The 17924-nt window shown below is 61.6% G+C and carries 13 protein-coding genes; 7 read left to right on the top strand and 6 right to left on the bottom strand.

The features are described 5' to 3' along the window. The 6 genes from GR328_RS24075 to GR328_RS24050 form a co-directional block, all read left to right on the top strand. Positions 1-373: hypothetical protein (locus GR328_RS24075; RefSeq protein WP_205790268.1), on the top strand; the 373-nt coding region annotated here is incomplete at its 5' end. A 107-nt stretch (positions 374-480) separates the two neighbouring features. Further along, entirely contained in the window at positions 481-4557 is a 4077-nt protein-coding gene (locus tag GR328_RS24070; RefSeq protein ID WP_246216070.1) for a YadA-like family protein, read from the top strand. A gap of 7 nt (positions 4558-4564) precedes the next feature. Then, positions 4565-5146: an invasion associated locus B family protein gene (locus GR328_RS24065; protein WP_160888202.1), complete on the top strand. Its 582-nt coding sequence runs from the start codon at positions 4565-4567 to the stop codon at positions 5144-5146. 16 nt (positions 5147-5162) lie between these two features. After that, positions 5163-5840 carry a hypothetical protein gene (locus GR328_RS24060; RefSeq protein WP_160888201.1) on the top strand — a complete coding sequence of 226 codons (678 nt, stop codon included), beginning with the start codon at positions 5163-5165 and terminating at the stop codon, positions 5838-5840. Between the two features lie 51 nt (positions 5841-5891). Continuing rightward, entirely contained in the window at positions 5892-6371 is a 480-nt protein-coding gene (locus tag GR328_RS24055) for a DUF4189 domain-containing protein (RefSeq protein ID WP_160888200.1), read from the top strand. A gap of 616 nt (positions 6372-6987) precedes the next feature. Then, complete coding sequence (locus GR328_RS24050) at positions 6988-7896, top strand: helix-turn-helix domain-containing protein (protein ID WP_160888199.1); 909 nt, start codon at positions 6988-6990, stop codon at positions 7894-7896. Between the two features lie 330 nt (positions 7897-8226). Here GR328_RS24050 and GR328_RS24045 read toward each other — a convergent pair whose 3' ends face one another. Next, positions 8227-11550: an autotransporter outer membrane beta-barrel domain-containing protein gene (locus GR328_RS24045; RefSeq protein WP_205790266.1), complete on the bottom strand. Its 3324-nt coding sequence runs from the start codon at positions 11548-11550 to the stop codon at positions 8227-8229. Between the two features lie 575 nt (positions 11551-12125). On the opposite strand from GR328_RS24045, the gene GR328_RS24040 reads away from it, so the two are divergent. Then, complete coding sequence (locus tag GR328_RS24040; RefSeq protein WP_160888197.1) at positions 12126-12611, top strand: cupin domain-containing protein; 486 nt, start codon at positions 12126-12128, stop codon at positions 12609-12611. An 81-nt stretch (positions 12612-12692) separates the two neighbouring features. Here the strand turns inward: GR328_RS24040 and GR328_RS24035 are convergent, their stop codons facing one another. Genes GR328_RS24035 through GR328_RS24015 form a run of 5 tightly spaced genes read right to left on the bottom strand, consistent with a single transcriptional unit; the run spans position 12693 to position 17924 of the window. Further along, the gene (locus tag GR328_RS24035; RefSeq protein ID WP_160888196.1) at positions 12693-14027 is read right to left on the bottom strand and encodes an amidase; all 1335 of its coding nucleotides are present in this window, start codon (positions 14025-14027) and stop codon (positions 12693-12695) included. Between the two features lie 9 nt (positions 14028-14036). Further along, on the bottom strand, positions 14037-14240 hold the full coding sequence (locus GR328_RS24030) for a hypothetical protein (protein WP_160888195.1): 204 nt from the start codon (positions 14238-14240) through the stop codon (positions 14037-14039). A 22-nt stretch (positions 14241-14262) separates the two neighbouring features. Next, entirely contained in the window at positions 14263-15756 is a 1494-nt protein-coding gene (locus GR328_RS24025; RefSeq protein ID WP_160888194.1) for an amidase, read from the bottom strand. Between the two features lie 25 nt (positions 15757-15781). Further along, positions 15782-16870, bottom strand: a complete 1089-nt coding sequence (locus GR328_RS24020; RefSeq protein WP_246216069.1) for an AbrB family transcriptional regulator — start codon at positions 16868-16870, stop codon at positions 15782-15784. Position 16871: 1 nt separating this feature from the next. Beyond that, on the bottom strand, positions 16872-17924 hold the full coding sequence (locus tag GR328_RS24015; RefSeq protein ID WP_160888192.1) for an ABC transporter ATP-binding protein: 1053 nt from the start codon (positions 17922-17924) through the stop codon (positions 16872-16874).

Here is a 17924-nt window from a genome sequence, read left to right as displayed (position 1 = left end):
CGCTTGGCAGACCTTGGAGCGGCGGTTTGCTACGCAGCTATCGAGCGCTGAAATAGACCACATGTTCGCCCGGTTCGTTTTCGGACTCACCTCGCCCATTCATGGCGAGGACGAACCGCTGATCCACCTCGATATCTGCCGCAAAGTGCTGGCGCTCAAACTGACGCCGGAGCGGGCCGATCGCGCATTGCGCACCATTCCGACGGCCTCTGCATCCTGGGTCGACTCTGCCTACGAAGTCATTGAAGCGCTCGGCACCAAAGAAGGTCGCGAGCTGCTGGAACAGCAACATAGCCAACGCACACGTGCGGCAACCGGACGCGAGACGCCGTCTTTGCGGCCAGCTCGCGCGAAAGCCGGGAGAATATCGTGATGAGAGAAGTGAGCATCAACACAAGCAACCGGCCGGGAGTCAGAGGCAAATTTGTGCGTAGCTGGATTGGTGATCTACCCGATGGACGCCCGCTGCGGCGCCGGCTGATGGCAGCCCTGCGCCGTGCACATCGGGTGCTCGGCTTTAATCGGGACGGATTAGGTCTGGGCAGCCTTGGTGGCGTGCACCGCAACGTCACCTGCCTTATCACCGGATCCGCGCTCGCGACGATTGGATCGATTCTCTTAGCCGGTCCGGTCTACGCTCAATATACTGCCGGTGGCGGAACAACGGCCAATCCCGGTGGGGGAGGGATTGCAATCAGCGGCTCTACAGGTTGCGCAACCCAAGCGGCAGTCGTCGGCGCTACCAACACTGGCGGCATGGCCGTTGGATGCGACTCCGTTTCTAACGGCACGAATTCGATTGCGATTGGTGTCAGCGCCGATGCTTTAGCTCAGGCCGCCACCGCCGTTGGCGTCTCTGCCCGGGCGACCGGGGTGAGTGCGGCCGCATTAGGTAATTCGGCGAACGCAAGCGGACTACGCACCGTCGCCATCGGGAGTCTAGCAACTGCGGCCGGGACGGACTCCGTTGCTCAAGGCACCAATGCTAATGCAAGCGCCCAGAACGCTGTCGCGATCGGCTTCGACGCGGAGGCAACGGCCGTGAATGCCATCAATGTCGGTGCGCGCACGCTCACCACAGCGGGCGCAACGAGTGAGAGCGCGATTGCCCTCGGCACCGATGTGACGGCATCAGCCGTCGACGCCATCGCGGTCGGACGCCAGAGCCATGCGTCGGGCCTGCGCTCCCTTGCAGTGGGCTCTTGGTCCATTGCGGGCCACACCCAGGCCTCTGCGTTCGGCTATATGTCCAACGCCAGTGGCCTGGAAAGCACGGCGATCGGCTACGACGCCGTGGCGACCGGCGTCAACGCCACCGCTCTAGGCAACCAGGTCCACGCCCTGGCGGACGGCAGCGTCGCCATCGGCACCAGCAATATCGGTGACATGGTCGATGCCACTTCGATCAACGGTATTTCGATCGGCTACTGGTCGCAGGTAACGAACGCTCCCTCGGGCATCGCCATGGGCGACAGGGCTCTCGTCTCCGCGGGCAGTGGCGTCGCAATAGGCACCTCTGCCGAAGCGACTGCGATCCGGGCCACCGCACTCGGCGTCGAATCCACGGCTTCCGGCCAGAACTCCACTGCACTCGGTGCGTTTGCGAATGCGGCCGGAGACGGCGCGGTTGCCCTCGGCAACGGTGCGGGAGCCGGTTCGACGGCAGCCAACGCCAACTCCGTTGCCATGGGCGTCGCCGCCGGCCAGTTCGTCGCCGGCGCACAGAACGTCGCCGTGGGCGGAGGTATCGGCAGCGGAGTCATGAAAGGCGCCGGCACCGGCGTTACCGGAACTCGGAACATTGCCATGGGCACTGGTGACGGCACTTTCCTCTATGACGCCACCCAGCAGGCCGCTACAGGAAACAACGTGAACGGCAACGACAACATCGCGGTCGGCACCAATGCAGGCATCGGCGTCGCCGCCAACGCGACGACCTCGATCGGCTACAATGCAAACGCAACCGCCAACAACGCGATTGCCATGGGCACCAATGCGACCGCCGACACCGCCGATGCCGTCGCGATCGGTAACAGTGCGAGAGCGACCGGCGGCAAGGCTGTCTCCATTGGTTCGGGCAACTTCGCCAGCGGCAACGGCGCGGTCGCCATCGGCGACCCCAACACCGCAACCGGCGACGGCGCGGTCGCGCAAGGCATGGACAATACAGCCACAGGCAACGGTTCGGTGGCGATGGGCAACACCAACATGGTTGGCGGCGGCGGCCAGGCGGTGAGCGTGGCCGGCACGGCCGCCCAGGGTGCGGTCGGCATCGGCTACCGGAACACCGTCATCGGCCAGGGGAGCGTCGCTCTCGGCAACACCAGCAGCGCGCTGGGTGCGGGCTCACTCGCATTCGGCGACACGGCAGTGGCCAACAATGCCGGCGACGTCGCCCTTGGCTCCGGTTCGACCACCGCTACCGCGGTGGGAACACCTGGAATCACCATCAATGGCGCTCCCTACACCTTTGCCGGAACCGCACCGACCAGCACGGTCAGTGTGGGCTACGCAGGCGGAGAGCGGACCATCACCAATGTCGCCGCCGGTCGTATCTCCTCCAGCTCGACTGATGCCGTCAACGGCTCGCAGCTATGGGCTACCAATACAGCGGTCGACGGTCTTGCTTCGACGGTCAACAACATCACGACAGGCGGCGGCATCAAGTATTTCCATGCCAATTCGACACTCGCGGATTCGACTGCCACCGGCTTGAACAGCGTTGCGGTCGGTCCCACGGCCAATTCCATTGGAGCGGGCTCTGTCGCCATCGGATTCGGCTCCATCGCCAACAGTGCCGGCGACGTCGCCATCGGCCAGGGCTCGACGACCACCGCGACGACAAACGTCGCCAATGCCGTGATCGGCGGGACGACTTATTCGTTCGCGGGCGCTGCCCCAAGCGGAGCCTTCTCGGTCGGCGCAGCGGGCCAGGAACGCCAGATCCAGAACGTCGCGGCTGGGCGGCTGACGTCAGGCAGCACTGACGCAGTCAACGGAAGCCAGCTTTTTGCCACGAACCAGCAGGTTACGGCGAACACCACCGCCATCAGCAATCTCGGCGGTGCAATTACCGACATCGCCGGCGATACCTCGACGACCTATGTTGACGCCAACGGCAAGGGCATCCGCTATGTAAGGACCAATGAAACCGGACTCGCTCAGACTGACGCCTTCGCCCAGGGCGTGGGCTCGAGCGCGGTTGGCTATAACGCGACAGCAAGCGCGGCCGACGCGCTCGCCCTCGGTCGGGATACACAGGCCAATATTGTCGGCGGTGTCGCTCTCGGTGCCGGATCAATCGTGGACCGTCCGCTCGCGCCCTCGACCGGCACTCTCCCGGCAGGGCCCGCCACGATCGTATACAACACCACCGATCAGACCCTATTGGGGGCTGTTTCCGTGGGATATGCCGGGGCGTACCGGCAGATCACCAATGTGGCCGACGGCACGCAAGCCCAGGATGCGGTGACGATCCGCCAGCTCCAAGGCGCCATCGCATCGGTTGCAGTAACGCCGACGCAGTACTTCCACGCCAATTCGTCGGGACCGGATTCGCTTGCGGTCGGTCTTGAGTCGATTGCCGTTGGTCCGCGGACTGTGGTCAACGGCAACAACGGGATCGGCATGGGCAATGGCGCGATTGTCGAGGCGACTGCGCCAGGCGGAACCGCCATCGGCCAGAACGCGCATGTCATCGCGGCAGACGGAATTTCCCTTGGAACCAACTCCCAGTCGGGTGGCGTGCAATCCGTCGCGATCGGCGCGGGGGCCGTGAGCAACCATTCTGGCAGCGTTGCGCTTGGCGCGGGCTCCGCAACGCAGGCTGCCGTCGGCACGTCCTCGACGACGATCAATGGGAAAACCTATGCGTTCGCCGGCACGGCTCCGGTCAGCACCGTCAGCGTCGGCGATGTCGGCGCGGAGAGGACGATCACCAACGTCGCCGCGGGTCGGATATCGGCTACCAGCACCGATGCCGTGAACGGGTCGCAGCTTTATGCCACCAACACCGCAATCGAGGATCTGACGGCCGGCGTCGGATCATTGCAGCAAAATACCATCCAATATGAAACCAACGCGGATGGCAGCAAGAAGAACAGCATCCTGCTCCAGGGTGGCGACCCGAACGCCCCTGTGCTGATTTCCAACGTTGCGGCAGGCGTCAAGAACACCGACGCCGTCAATGTCAAGCAGCTGAATGACGGGATCGCTTCCTCGAAGAGCTACACCGATCAGGTGGCGACGACGACGCTTGATCAGGCCAAGGACTACACCGACTCAAGGTTCAGCCAGTTGAACCAGGAGTTCGGCGCCATCCGCCAGGAAGCACGCCAAGCAGCCGCCATCGGTCTCGCCGCCGCGTCTCTGCGCTACGACGACCGTCCCGGCAAGCTGAGTGCCGCTGTCGGTGGCGGCGTCTGGCGGAGCGAAGGAGCCTTCGCCCTTGGTGCCGGTTACACGAGCGAGGATGGGCGTGTCCGAGCCAATCTGTCGGCAGCAACCGCCGGCGGGCAGTGGGGCGCCGGTGCAGGTCTCAGCATTACGCTGAACTGAGGTAATCATGCTTCGGCACGCCAATCATGCCCCCAGCCTTATGCTCTCGGCGTGCCTGATGTTGACCGGCGCCTCCCCTGCTGCCGGTCAGCAACTTTCATCGCAGCCCTACAGGGTCAAGCCGTCCGAGGTCGTGGTGCCGCCTGACGTGAAGTTAGGTCAATATCGTAGGGTTATTCGCCCTTTCGAGAACTGGACATTGATCTGTGACGAAAATCTTGATGCCCGCCAGATGGTTTGCAACATCACCCAGGTGATCGAGAATCAGGCTGGCAGAATGGCTTTTAGCTGGTCGCTGGCTGCGACCAAGGACGGCAAGCCGTACATGATCCTGCGCACCCCGCCCACAATCGGGAGCAATACACCAGTGTCGTTGCAATTTGAAGGTCGACCCGAACCAATCGACGTTCGCATTGATGGCTGCAACGAGATCGTCTGCGTGGGCATGCTGCCGGTCGGACCGCTTCTCCGCGAGCAGATCGATAAAGCAGGGACGCCACGAGTCTCCTACCTGACAGCCGCTGGCGAGACAGTCACCATTCCCGCACCGCTCAAGGGTCTCGCGATGGCCCTCAAGGCAATCAAATAACCGGAAAAGTACTGATATGAGCCAGCAATCCATCCATGACCGGATCATGTTCAGATCCAAAAGCAGCCAGGCCGCTGATGAGACCTTCTATCCGCCGCTTAAGTCTAGGCGCAAAGTGTCGACGGTGCTTCTGTCAGTCGTCGGCCTTGTGGCGGTGGCTGGGCTTGGTTTGGCTGCGATGCAATATGCAGGGGTCTTGACCATGCTCCAGCCGTCCGCAAGTGCAAAGACAGCTGCTCCTGATCCGTCGCTTCCGAACACGCCGTTTCTAGCCCATGCCAAACAGGCAGGCTTGAAGACATGCGCCAATGTGTTCCCCGTTCTGGGGCAATTGCTGACCAACGGGTCGACCTACAACGTTCAAACCGACTGGCAGAACTCCGAGCCTGACAAGCACGCGGTGCAGGCTCTCGTCGGCCTCGATTATACGACGCAGAGCTACTCCGGACCGGCTGCCGGCATCGTGTTCGCAGCTCCGAATGGACCTGCCTGTGAAGGCACCATGGTCCGTGTCAGTCCGTTTCCGAAGCCATGCAATGAAATTCCGGCAGCGTTTGCTCAGGGAAGCAAATTGGAAAACACCTTAGGTCAGGTTGCCGTCTACGCTCTCGCCAACAATGGCGGTCAGGCTCTTCTCTTACCCTCCTCCGGGAATACCTGCATTGTTGTGTCCGTCGCTGTGGCGAAAGGTTGATCTGCAGCATCAGAACGATCCATCGGAATTCCATGTGGTAAAGGACGATCTATGAGAATGAGATGTGTATTTGCCGTGATCGGGATTGTCCTGGCCTCTGGCCAGATGGGTCTTGCCGCCGATCTCACCTCACGTTCCCCGTCGCACATCCCACAAAGGCAAGTTGAGGCTAAAGGCATTTGGGCAGCGATTGCCTATTCGGCTGGCGACGAAAAACATGGCTTCTTTTGGGGCGCAGCAGATCGGCAAGAGGCTGAAAGAACTGCTCTTAAGCACTGCGAGCGGGCGGGAGGGCAAGGCTGTCGTGTCGTCGTCGTCTTTCGCAATCACCGTCATTGGGATGATGACGACGGCACAGGCTTCCCCTATAACCATTGTGGCGCCTTGGCAGTAAGTAAGAAGTCGTCTGCCGGGGCATCTCGTTGGGCGGCAATGTCTGCAATGACGAGAAAAGACGCCGAAGACCTTGCCCTGAATGCGTGCGTATCCGGCAGCACCCAATGCGAAATTCGTGAATGGGTTTGCACCTGATTGGCGTCCATCGCCGATGCGTTTCCGCTTCCCAATTCATGATCAACTGGAGGGACGCGCCTTTCATTGAGGAAAGACGCTTCTTCTCTATATGAAGTACCCAATCAAACATTCTGAAGGTAAGCGCCCCGAATTGTCGGTGACCCTGTGGCAGTCTGTGTCATCCAACTAGATAACTGCTCCAGCAGATCTGTTGATTGGCTAGGTTCGTGATGGTCCTGACCCGTCAAACTGGTCCATTTGGAGGACCACTTCTCGGGGGCAGACCACTACAATCGCTTCGCTGAATATATACCGGGGTGCGATTTGCTGCATGCGCGATCCCCTCTGGACGGAGACATCACCGAAGGATTGGGCCAGAGCCGCCCAATGTCACTTAAGCTATGTGTCCTATCTCACATGGCCGCTTACGGAACACGGTCCGGGAGAGGCTCCTCTCTCAGAACTTACCTACTTCCAAGCTATGCGGACGTGCCGCAGGTGAGGATGAGCTTTGCGAGAAGCTAGGTCTATTTCCCTAAGGGAAATTGGAATATTCCTATCATAGAGAATCAGCCATCTAAGATGCTGATCCGAGATCAGAATGCAGAAGAAGCACTGATGGTGCGGGGCAGCCATGGATCATCCAGCCAAACTCTTCAACCAGTTCAAAGCGAGGACTGCCAGCCAGGCCAAAGAGTCGAGGCTTCTCGATCCCATCCCGCCGGAGGCCGGACCCCGGCTGACCACTTACAGGGGTGCGGCTGTGCATTGTGTTCGCCCACCGGCTTCCGAAACATTCGTAGCAAATGGTCACTTTGTAGCAGTTGGGCTTGCTCCATCCCCTGGCGTGTCGGCCGGCTATGGGAGTGACAAGCTGAAGACATTCAACGTGACAATCGGAGTCATTGATCTCAACCCCGCGCATGTGGAGAGCCGATGGGTCTGGCCTTCAACCTTGGAGTACATGCACATCGGCTTTGGACCAGAAAGCCTGGCGGAACTAGCTGAGCAAGAGCTCGATAAGGGCAGAGTTGATCTTCAGCCGGTTCGCTTTGGCACTGTGGACCAGAAGGCTCTCTATCTGGCTCAGATGCTGAAAGCCGAACTGTCGGAAAGGGAGGTTGCAAACGAACTTTATGTTGATTCCCTGATCACCTTATTTGGCATTCACCTGCTGCGCACCTATGCCGGTTCTGGCAAAGCTCCAAGGGCTGAGGGGGGCCTGCCGGCACAGAAAGCCAAGCGGGTGCGGGACTATCTCCAGCAGAACTTCTCCCGCAAAGTGTCGGTCGCCGACCTTGCAGTCCTGTGCGAGCTCTCGCCAGGGCACTTCATCCGGGCTTTCAGCATCACCTTCGGGCAATCTCCATACCAATACCTGCTCCACCTGCGCCTGGGTGCAGCCGAGCAACTCTTGGCTGCGAGCGACTTGCCGATCACTGAGGTTGCTTATCTGAGTGGGTTTTCCAGCCAGAGCCACCTGACCACGGCCATGAGGCGATACAAGGGCGCAACACCAGCCCAGATCCGCGCTAGTCGATAAAACTCCCGTCCTTACACAACCGCCACAGAGGCTTGGGCGATGCTGTGTGGCCATGAACTTCTCAATACGCAGATTCCGATAACGGGGCGCTTTGGAATGTAGCGCTACGCGATGGTCCACTCAGGGTCACCAAAAGAAACTGCCAGCTTGTTGGGAACGTCCGGTTGCGTGAGGATTGCTGCCCTTAAGACGATGTCTCAGGAGTGCCAAAATCAGACCTTCCGAGCCTCGCACTAGCGCTTCATAAGAGACGAAAAATCAAGGCGGTGCCATGGGCACGGCCTTGATGTCGCAGGCTTCCATTCAACAGCAAGCCTGCGACGGTGATGTTCAGCGCGTCCCGAAGCGCCAGACGAAGCTGCCTTTCACCGTATGGTCCTGCGCTCGGGAGCCGATTTGACCCTCATATGAGATACCAAGGCTGATATCACGGCCTGCCTGCCAATCGAGCCCGGCCTCAGCTACGAGCGCATCCCGGTCCACGGGCGTGCCCGCAACGGTGAAAGACGAAGCCCCACCAGAGAACGCCATTAGGGCGGCCGGGTTGATGTCGCCATAAGCCCGCCGCCATCCAAGCATGCCGCGCACGGTCAACGGCAGTTCATCGCTGAGTCGTGCTTCAGCACGCAACCCAAGTGTGGTGGTGGCGAGATCCTGATCTTGGGCATAGCCGGTCAGTGCTGCTGGTCCACCCTCTTCTTGGAAGCCGTCAGTGCTCACGCGCAGCACGGATGCACCCACAAACGGCTCCAGTTTCATCGGACCAAGATTGAAGACATAGCCTACCTCGCCGAAGGCCTGAATGGTTGAGCCGCCATAGGAGGCATGAGCCTCATCGGCAAAGCCGGGGAAGCGGATGGATCGCTTCGCGTCAATGTCGTGCCAAGCGTAGGAAGTACCCAGCCGCACATTCAGATTGCCCCAAGCGGCCGAGCCATACACAGACGCAAAGAATGTATCTGTGGTGCCCGACGAGAGACGCGCATCTGCCTCGAAAGTGGTGCGGGTAAATCCGCCTGCGACGCCGAGAGTGTAGGTCTGATCAATGCGAGCCTCAGTTCCCAGGATGAAGCCCCCTGTGGAGGTGTCCAGTCCGGCGACGCTGGGGCTGGCCTCGACCGTGCCCCAGGTGCCGAAGCCTTGACCCCACAGGGCAAAGCGCCGCGGGTCAAAGGTGGGCACTGTAATTGTCACCGGCTCAGAGACAACCCCAGGAGCATCAGCGGCATAAGCGGCTGAGTATGTGCCCTGCACCTGAGCAAAGCTTGGTGTTGGAGCATTGCGCAGACGGCTGATCACCGTTGTCTGCACCAGCCCCGCCCCTACGACAGCCGTTGCCGGCGCGGTGGCATGCGCCTCACCCGAGAGTGCGTCGAAGGCCTGTCGCGCCCCTGCCACGCTCTGGCCAATGACTGCATTGAACAGGGGGCTGCCTGAGCCAAGAGCCTCAACAGCCTTGGCGGCGCTGGCCTGATTGCTCGACACAGCCACCGAGTCGAACGACACTGGCTTGGGCTCTGGAGGTTGCGGCTCTGGAGGCTGCGGCTCTGGAGGCTGCGGCTCTGGAGGTTGCGGCTCTGGAGGTTGCGGCTTTGGGGTGTCTGGTGTCGGAGGCTGTGGTTCAGGCTGAGGCTGTGGCTCGGTCTTGCGAACCAGCGTCAGGTTCACCTTGTTAGCGTCGTAGCTGAGGCTCGGCGTTAGAAAGGCCAAATTTGATTTCACATCCGTAAACTTGCCGCTCACGCCCCCGTGAGCGGTGAGAATGCTGTAGGTGACGCCGGGAAGATAGGTGGCATCCTCAGCCAGAACATCCACGGTGCCTCCGGACAGAGTCGCGGCACCGGTGGCCGCCACGCGTCCCGAAGCGCCGGCTGCGGTCGTCTGCACTCCATACGTGGAGCCCGAGCCAAAGCTCACATTCCCGTTCACGTTGAGCGTATTGACACCCACGTCCAAGGTACCGAAGTTGTTGAGCGCCCCTGTGATGGTCTTGCCGGCCGCACCAACCCGCAGCGTCGTTCCTGAGTTCGCGATCGAGACACCTGAACCGGTCGCGGCGCTCGCATTGATATCGTGCAGCAGCGTCGAGATACCCGCGCCACTGAACACAACGGAACCCAGCGGGGACAACGAGCCGATGTCGCCGCCAGTCGATGTGTTACCGCTGAAGGTGAGCTTGCCGCCTCCGCCAGGAGCGCCCTGGACCTCGCCGAAGATGTTGCCGGATATGGTCAGTTCACGGCTGGGGTCATTCGCAAAGGAAGTCGTCTGGGCATAGATGCTGCCGTCGATGGTTCCGTTCCCAGAGGCGCCAAACCGGAGTGCCTTGAGCTGCGCTGATCCGGAGCCCACGTTGCCTTTGATCGTTGCGCCGCTCCCACCGTCGAAGACAAGTGTTCCGCGTTGGTTAGTGGCGGTGGTCACATCGCCAGTCAGGCTGGCTCCTTCGGAAAGGCGGAAGGTAGCATCGGCTGAGAAGCGCACGTTGGAGACGTAGTTGGATGAGAATGGGGCAGTACTGACGGTTGCGCCGGCGTTGCTGATTGAGATCTGCCTCAGCCGGTCAGCTTCGGTGCCGATGCCGGCACCAAGGATGTAGACGCCATTGCCGGAGAATGCGATTCGCCCTTGCCCCGCTGTGCCGCCTGAAGTTGTGATTTTCCCGATCCTGACATCCGGGCTGGAAATCGACAGCAGGCCGTCCTGGCTGAAGGTCACGGCGGTTCCTGTCGCGGCATTGGCACTGCCGGCGGAAGTATCGAGCCGCGATGCGGTATCGAGGATCAGTGTGCCCAGACCATTGATGGCCACTTGGTCGGCATAGGCGGCCTGGGTGAGGCGGACGATGGTCCCCGTCCCGCTCTTCATCTCAATCTGCTTCAACCCATGGCTTGCTGAGCCAATCGTGCCGTTCACAGTGGTCTGGGCGCCAGGCTGGAAGCTGAGTGTACCCGCGCCGTCAGTCGAGGTGGTGATAGGGGCGTTGAAGGTCGATCCGCGAATGGATGCCATCCCATCGGCACCGAAGTTCACAGTTTCAGCATTCACATTAGCAAGGAAGGTCGTGAGAGTGCCGTCAAGGTTGAGCTGTTTGAGCCTCGCCGTTTCACCCACAGCTCCTGTGAACGTCGTGCTGCTTCCGGTCCCAAGTGTGATTGTGCCGAGAATGCCCGTACTGCCTGTCGTCAGAACAGTGCTGATGGAGTTGTTCGCTCCGTTCAGGATCAGAGTGCCATCCCGATTGCTGGTAAAATTGACGTAGGAATTCTGGAAATCTCCACCGATGGTCAGCGTTGCGGCTTGGGTGTAGAAGGCTCCTGTGTTCGTCACTGTGCCGCTGATGGCCATACTGCCGGTGCCGCCAATGGTCACGCGGAACGTGTTGCTGACGCTGCCGTCGACACCTGCTCCGTCGCCAGCAAAATTGAGGACGCCAACTCCAGGAGCGGTTGACGTAACATTCCCTATGACCACACCCCCATTCACCTGAGCGTAGCTGCTGGTCGTTGCTCCATTCTCCGCCTGGAATTCGACAGATTGCCCTGGAGCGATGATGAAGGTACCTGGCGAGGTAATGTTCACGTCAGCAGCTTGAGCCGGAGCTGTAAGTGCTAGGCCGGAGGCAATGAGAGCAACAGGCAGCGCTCTGAACAATGGCAACGTCGTCACAATGGCTGTGCTGCCCAGGAAATCCTGACGGCGTGAATGGAGTGAATGTATCATTATTGCCCCGGAATATCATTAACGATCGTCAGGAGCCTTCTAAGCGACTCCTCTAGTTTCATTCGCCGATAGCATAAAATACCTATAGGCCCTTGCTGGATATCGCACATGCATGTCCTGAGCGTCTCTTTTTGGAGTCTCAGGCGCACAACAGACTCGGGTGTTGCATATCAGTGACACGCTCGCTCCCGCTCCCCCGAGCTTTCATTTGATATCGGAGCACGTCCGCATGCCTGCCGTAGCTCAGATCTGGGTCAGGCAGTGAAATTCTCTGCGCTTTCGGAGTGTCCGCTTCGGTAAGGATTGCGGCCCTCGAGCTTAGGTCGCGGGTGTGCCATGAAAAGACCTTCCGGGTCCTCGGTTTCCCGCTTGCAAAAATCCGTCAGCGCCTCGCAGCCAGGAATTTCATGGAAAGACTCGCTTGGAACGGCGACTTTCGCCTTATCTTGAAGTTGTTCAATTTACTGGCAGGATTGATGCTTAACGACAGCAGGCGAGCATAACCGATGAATCACAGCAGGATCCCGAGCCGAATTGCCATCGTGGCGTCATCAGCTCCGCCCCGTACCAAACCCTCGACCTATCCAGAACCTTTCTTCAGCCGCATGGCTAAACGAGAAAAGCGACCTCTCGGCGACCTCTTCGGCCTCAAGAACTTCGGCGTAAACCTGACCCGGCTCGCGCCTGGCGGCGAGTCGGCGCTCTTGCATAGGCACAGCAAGCAGGACGAGTTTATCTATGTGCTGGAAGGGGAGCCGACACTCGTCACCGATATCGGAGAGGTGCCGCTGGCGCCTGGCATGTGCGCCGGGTTTCCGGCGCAGGGTATCGCCCATCAACTAGTGAACAGAACCGACCGGAACGTCGTCATTCTGGAGGTCGGAGACCGCACGGCCGGTGATGAAGGAACGTATCCGCACGATGACTTGAGAGCGTCGCTCGGACCTGACGGAAAGTGGATGTACACTCACAAGGATGGGCGGCCATACTGACACTTTCGTAAAGCACGCCTGCATCGGCGGCAGGTATATCCCGCCGCCGATGCATCCTTGTCCTCGGCTCAGCATCCGATCCTAGGCTGCGACGGCCTCTTCTTCGGATTCGACATGAGGAATTGTGCCGCCTAGGTCGATGACCGGTGCGCAGGCATCGGCGATGCGGAGCAGAGCCGCATCCGAGAACCGAGGTCCGACGATCTGGATTCCCACCGGCAAGCCTTGGCTGCCGAGGCCGACCGGAATGCCGACGCAGGGCACGTGCAGGAGCGTCCACATGGCATTGAAAGCCCAATCGCCCGTCGTATGGAGCCCCTCGGGCGCTTCGCCCGGCGCTGCGGGGGTGAGGATGACATCGAGCTCCTTGCCGAAAAGGCCGTCGAAGGTGCGGCGGCAATCGGCTGCGAGATCATACGCCGCGATCAGCGCTTCGGGCGTAATACCGTGAGCACCCTCGACCTTGTCGACGAAGTCCTGGTGCAGCAGGTGTCGGTAGGCGAGGTATTCGGGCAGGAACGCGGCCCTGCCCTCTCCCTGCATGATCGTCTCCTGGGCAGCGTTGAGTTCGCCGAAGGGGGCCGGCAATTCCAGCTCGATGACGATTGCACCGGCGGCCTCCAGACGCTTCGCCGCAGCGGCGAGCGCTGCACGACCGGCAGGCTCCGACTTCCGCCAGACCGGTGAGCGGCACAGGCCGACCTTGAGCCCCTTCACGTCGACTGGTGCCGCCGTATCATGACCCACGAGGCGAAAGGCTTCTGCCACAAGCTGCAGGTCTGCAACGGATCGCCCGTACCAACCGACGGTATCCAGCGTGTGCGAATACATCTTCGCGCCTTCGCGACTGATCGCGCCGTGGGTCGGCTTGATGCCATAGATCCCGTTGAACGATGCCGGGCGGATATGGGAGCCGCCGGTCTGCGTGCCGAAGGCCAGCTGTACCATACGGTCCGCCACCGCTGCACCCGACCCGGACGACGATCCGCCCGGTGTGTGTGCGAGATTCCAGGGATTCCGGGTCGCCGCCTTCCGGCCGCCCGAAGCAAACTCGACAGTGTCCGTCTTGCCGAGGATCAGGGCTCCCGAATGGCGCACCACCGACACGCAGGCGGCATCCTTTCCGGGCCGATGCTCGAAGTAGACCGGTGAGTTATGCGACGTCGGCATGTCGGCCGTGTCGATCATATCCTTTACGCCGAAGGTCAGCCCATGAAGGGGGCTTTTGGCGGGCTGTTTGTCGAGCTCCCGGGCTTGGCGGATCGCCCGCTGGGGATCGAGATAGGTCCAGGCACGGATCGTCGGCTCGCGCTCCTCGATACGCTTGAGGGTGGAGCGCACAAGCTCCTCGCAGGAAAGCTTCCTCTCGGCGATCAGCTTCGAGGCTTCGGATGCGGTCAATTCATACGGTTCCATGGTGTCTCCTCAATCGAGATGGACGTGAAAAACGTGTGCAGGCTCATCGTACTTGGATGCCATGCGGGGTATGGCGGAGCCTGTCCGCGCAACGTTTTCTGCAAGCTCGCGCAGGCGGACGAGGTGCTCGGGCGTGAGATTCTTCAGACCATATCGGGCCACATAGGCAGCGATCTCTTCCTCCGACCAGCTCGGTTGGGGTTCATCAGTCATCGATACATCTCCGTTCGACGAGTTAAAGGGTGGGACGGCGGGCGCGCCAATCGGTGGCCCGCTCGTAGGCACGCGCCACGCGAAGCACGGTCGCTTCGTCGAACCAGCGGCCGACGATCTGGGCGTTCAGGGGCAATCCGTCGGAATCGAAGCCCGAACAGATCGACATGGCCGGATGGCCGGAGATGTTGAACGGCGGCGTCGCCGTCTCGCCCGTGAAGGCCTTGACCCGGTCGGGATCGGAGAAAGGCGGAGCGACGTGGAACGCACCCGGCAGAACAAGCGCATCGACACTGCGCACGACGGCGTCGGTTGCGGCGGCCAGCTCGCGACGGCGGCGCAGAGCCGCAAGGTAGTCGACCGCCCGAACGGTGAAGCCGCTCATCATCTTGTCGCGCAACGCAAGTCCCATATCGGCCGCACGTTCGAGGAAGTCCTTCTCGTGGATCGAGAGGGATTCTGCCCAGTTGATGACGGCGGTCAGCTCGCGATATGCCGTAGGCGCTGCCGGCAGCGTGAGTTCGACGACCGTCGCCCCCTCCGCCTCGAGCACCTGCACCACATGCTCGATCCCTTGCATGATCGCCGGATCGACACGTTCCGTATCCGGGCCGAGATCGCGCACGACACCGATCGTAAGGCCCCTCACCCCGGCATTCAGCCCAGCCATGTAATCCGGCACGGGAACGTCGGCGGAGCCCGGATCGCGGCTGTCGTAGCCCCCCAAGGCCTGAAGCATGATGGCGGCGTCTTCGACGGTCCAGGTCAGCGGACCGGCGGCATCGAGCGACCAACAATTCGGCAGGATGCCATATCGACTGATGCGGCCATAGGTCGGCTTGATGCCCTGAAGGCCGCAGGCGGCGGCCGGCAGGCGGACCGAGCCGCCCGTATCCGATCCTAGGGCGACCATGACCGTGCCGGCTGCCACCGATGCTCCGGCACCGGTGGAGGACCCGCCCGTGAACCGTTCGAGATTCCATGGATTGCAGGCAGGTTCGAACGGCAGGTCGAAATGAACGGCGCCGGTGCCGGTCCCGTATTCCCAGGTATTGAGCTTGCCCAGCAGGATCGCTCCGGCGTCGTCGAGCCGGTCGATCGCCGCGGCATTGAAGTCCGGCACATGATCGAGCATCAGCCGGGAGGCGGCGCAGGTGCGGACGCCTTTCGTGAAGTAGTTGTCCTTCGCGGCGAAGGGAACGCCGTGCAACGGACCACGCCAGCGGCCCGCCATGATATCGGCCTCGGCCCGCTTTGCCTGAGCCCGCGCCGTATCGGCGGTCACGAGAAGATAGCTCTTCACGCGGGCATCGACCTCCTCGATGCGCGCCAGGAAGGCGTCAATCAGCTCGACGGGCGACAGCTTGCGGGCAAGCATCAGCCGACCTGCCTCGCCAGCCGTCAGGTGGAACAGATCCTTGGCGGCACTCGGGCTCTTCGGCACCGGATCCGCCAGAGCTTTCCTGGCATGCAACGTGACCGGTTCCTGATGATTGTATACGGCAGCGTTAGACAAGGCTCGTCCTCCATTCAACATCAAATCAGTCGGTTGTGGTCGGGGTAGTTTCCGCGTCCGTCATGAGACTGCTCTCGGCGATGAGCCCGAAATTGCGCATGGCCAGGAACACCCAGGGGGTCGCCAGCAGCACGACGAAGATCCGCAGCACGTGAAAGGCAACAATGAGAGCTACGTCGAGCTTGAGCGTCTTGGCGGTCAGGCACATCTCCGTCACACCGCCAGGCGCGGTCGCAAGAATGAGAGTGGCGAGCGGTTCACCGGACACGAGCGCAATGAGGGAGCCGAGCACGGCGCATCCGAAAGCCAGAATGAAGATGTTGCCTGCGATGGCGGGCAGCACGCGACGCAGAGCGAACATCTCGTTGCGTCGAAAGGCCGAGCCGAGGTGAGTGCCGATGAGAATCTGCGCCGCCGACGTCAGGGAGATCGGCACGGACGACAGTTCATAACCGCTGATCGACACGAGAATGCCGACGCCAAGCGGCCCGAGTAGCCATGCGTTGCGGGCCCGAAGCCGAACCAGCGCCAGTGTGACCGCAGCGGACACCCCAAGGAGAACCGCAAGGCCCGAAATATCGAACGGCAGCTTGCTCTCGGCAGTGAAGATGTCGCCGGTCACGCCCGCCGCCATCATCACGCTGGGTAGGGTAAACACCAGGAACACGATGCGCAGGAGTTGCGCGACCGCTATCGGTACAGGCGATGCGCCGAAGCGCTCGCCCAGAATGCTCATTTCCGCAACGCCGCCCGGAACGCTGCAGAAGAATGCGGTAGCCCGGTCAATGCGGGCGGCTTTCGTCAGAACCGCGGAAGCCGCCACTCCGATCAGCACGGTCGAACCGGTCGCGATGGCGATCAACGGAAGATAGGAGACGATCTTGTTCACGGCCTCCGGCGTGAAATAGAGGCCGAGCGCCGTCCCCACCACCACCATTCCGGTGTTGCGGCCTGCGGTCCAGACCGCAGTCCGCATCCCCGTCAGCGTGGCGATCGCCACCGCCACGATCGGACCGATCATCCAAGGCAATGGCGTTCCCAACCGCCAGAAAATTAAGCCCGCGATGGCTGCCAGCGCATATGTCAGTGCATGCCGATGAGGACCGACCGGCATCTCAAACCGCCGCCTGAAACGTGCCGGCCGCAGCATAGGTGGTTGCCGCGCCATACTTGATGCATCGTGCCGTCTGGCCGGGCGCAGCTTCGACGAGCTCAGGCATCGCGGTCAGGCACGGAGGACGCGCCTCCCCGCACCGGGGAGCGAAGGCGCATCCCGTCGACAGGCTTCTGAGGTCTGGCGGAGCGCCTGGAATGGGCTCCAGCGTCGTGCCTCGCTGGCCGCCATGGACGGTCGAGCGCATGAGGCCCACGGTATAGGGATGGTGGGGTCGGTTCAGGACATCGCCTACCGCTCCTGTCTCGATGAAGCGCCCGGCATACATCACGGCCACATGATCGGCCACCTCGCAGGCGACGCCGAGATCATGGGTGACGAAGATCGTCGCCATGCCCAGTTCACGCTGCAACTCGCGCAGAAGGAGCAGAACCTGGATCTGCACCGTGGCGTCGAGTGCCGTCGTCGGCTCGTCGGCGAGAAGAACGCGGGGGCGGCACGAAAGCGCAAGCGCGATCATGGCGCGCTGACGCAGGCCGCCCGAGAGCTCATGGGGATAGGCGTCGAGCCTTCGGGCCGCGGATGGGATCTGGACGAGTTCCAAAAGTTCGAGCGCCCGGCGCCGCGCGTCGGAGCGGCTGCATCCCTCGTGGCAGCGAACCGTCTCAACGATCTGCTGCCCGATCGTGAAGACCGGATCGAGCGCGGTCATCGGCTCCTGGAAGATCATCGACACCAGCGATCCCCGGATCGTCGAGAGCTGTCGCGCCGGCATTCCGAGAATATCCAGGCCGCCGATGGAGACGGAGCCGCCGAGTTGCGCTGTGTGCGGCAGAAGCCGCATCAGCGACCGCATGGTCACGCTCTTGCCGGAACCCGACTCGCCCAGGAGGCAGAGGACCTCCCCCTCCCGCAGCTCGAAGGACACGCCGTTCACGACCGACACGTCCATGTCGCGGGACACGAAACGGACGGAGAGGTCCCGAACGTCCACGAGTGGCGCGGACGTGGCTGCGTCCCCGCTGCTTGCGCCGTGCAGTTGATCGTTGGTCAT

Origin of the sequence: Microvirga makkahensis (genome assembly GCF_009830105.1) — a bacterium.
Taxonomy (GTDB): Bacteria; Pseudomonadota; Alphaproteobacteria; order Rhizobiales; family Beijerinckiaceae; genus Microvirga; species Microvirga makkahensis.
The sequence above is the reverse complement of the archived record's forward strand: the minus strand, read 5'-3'. Positions and strand labels throughout refer to the sequence as shown.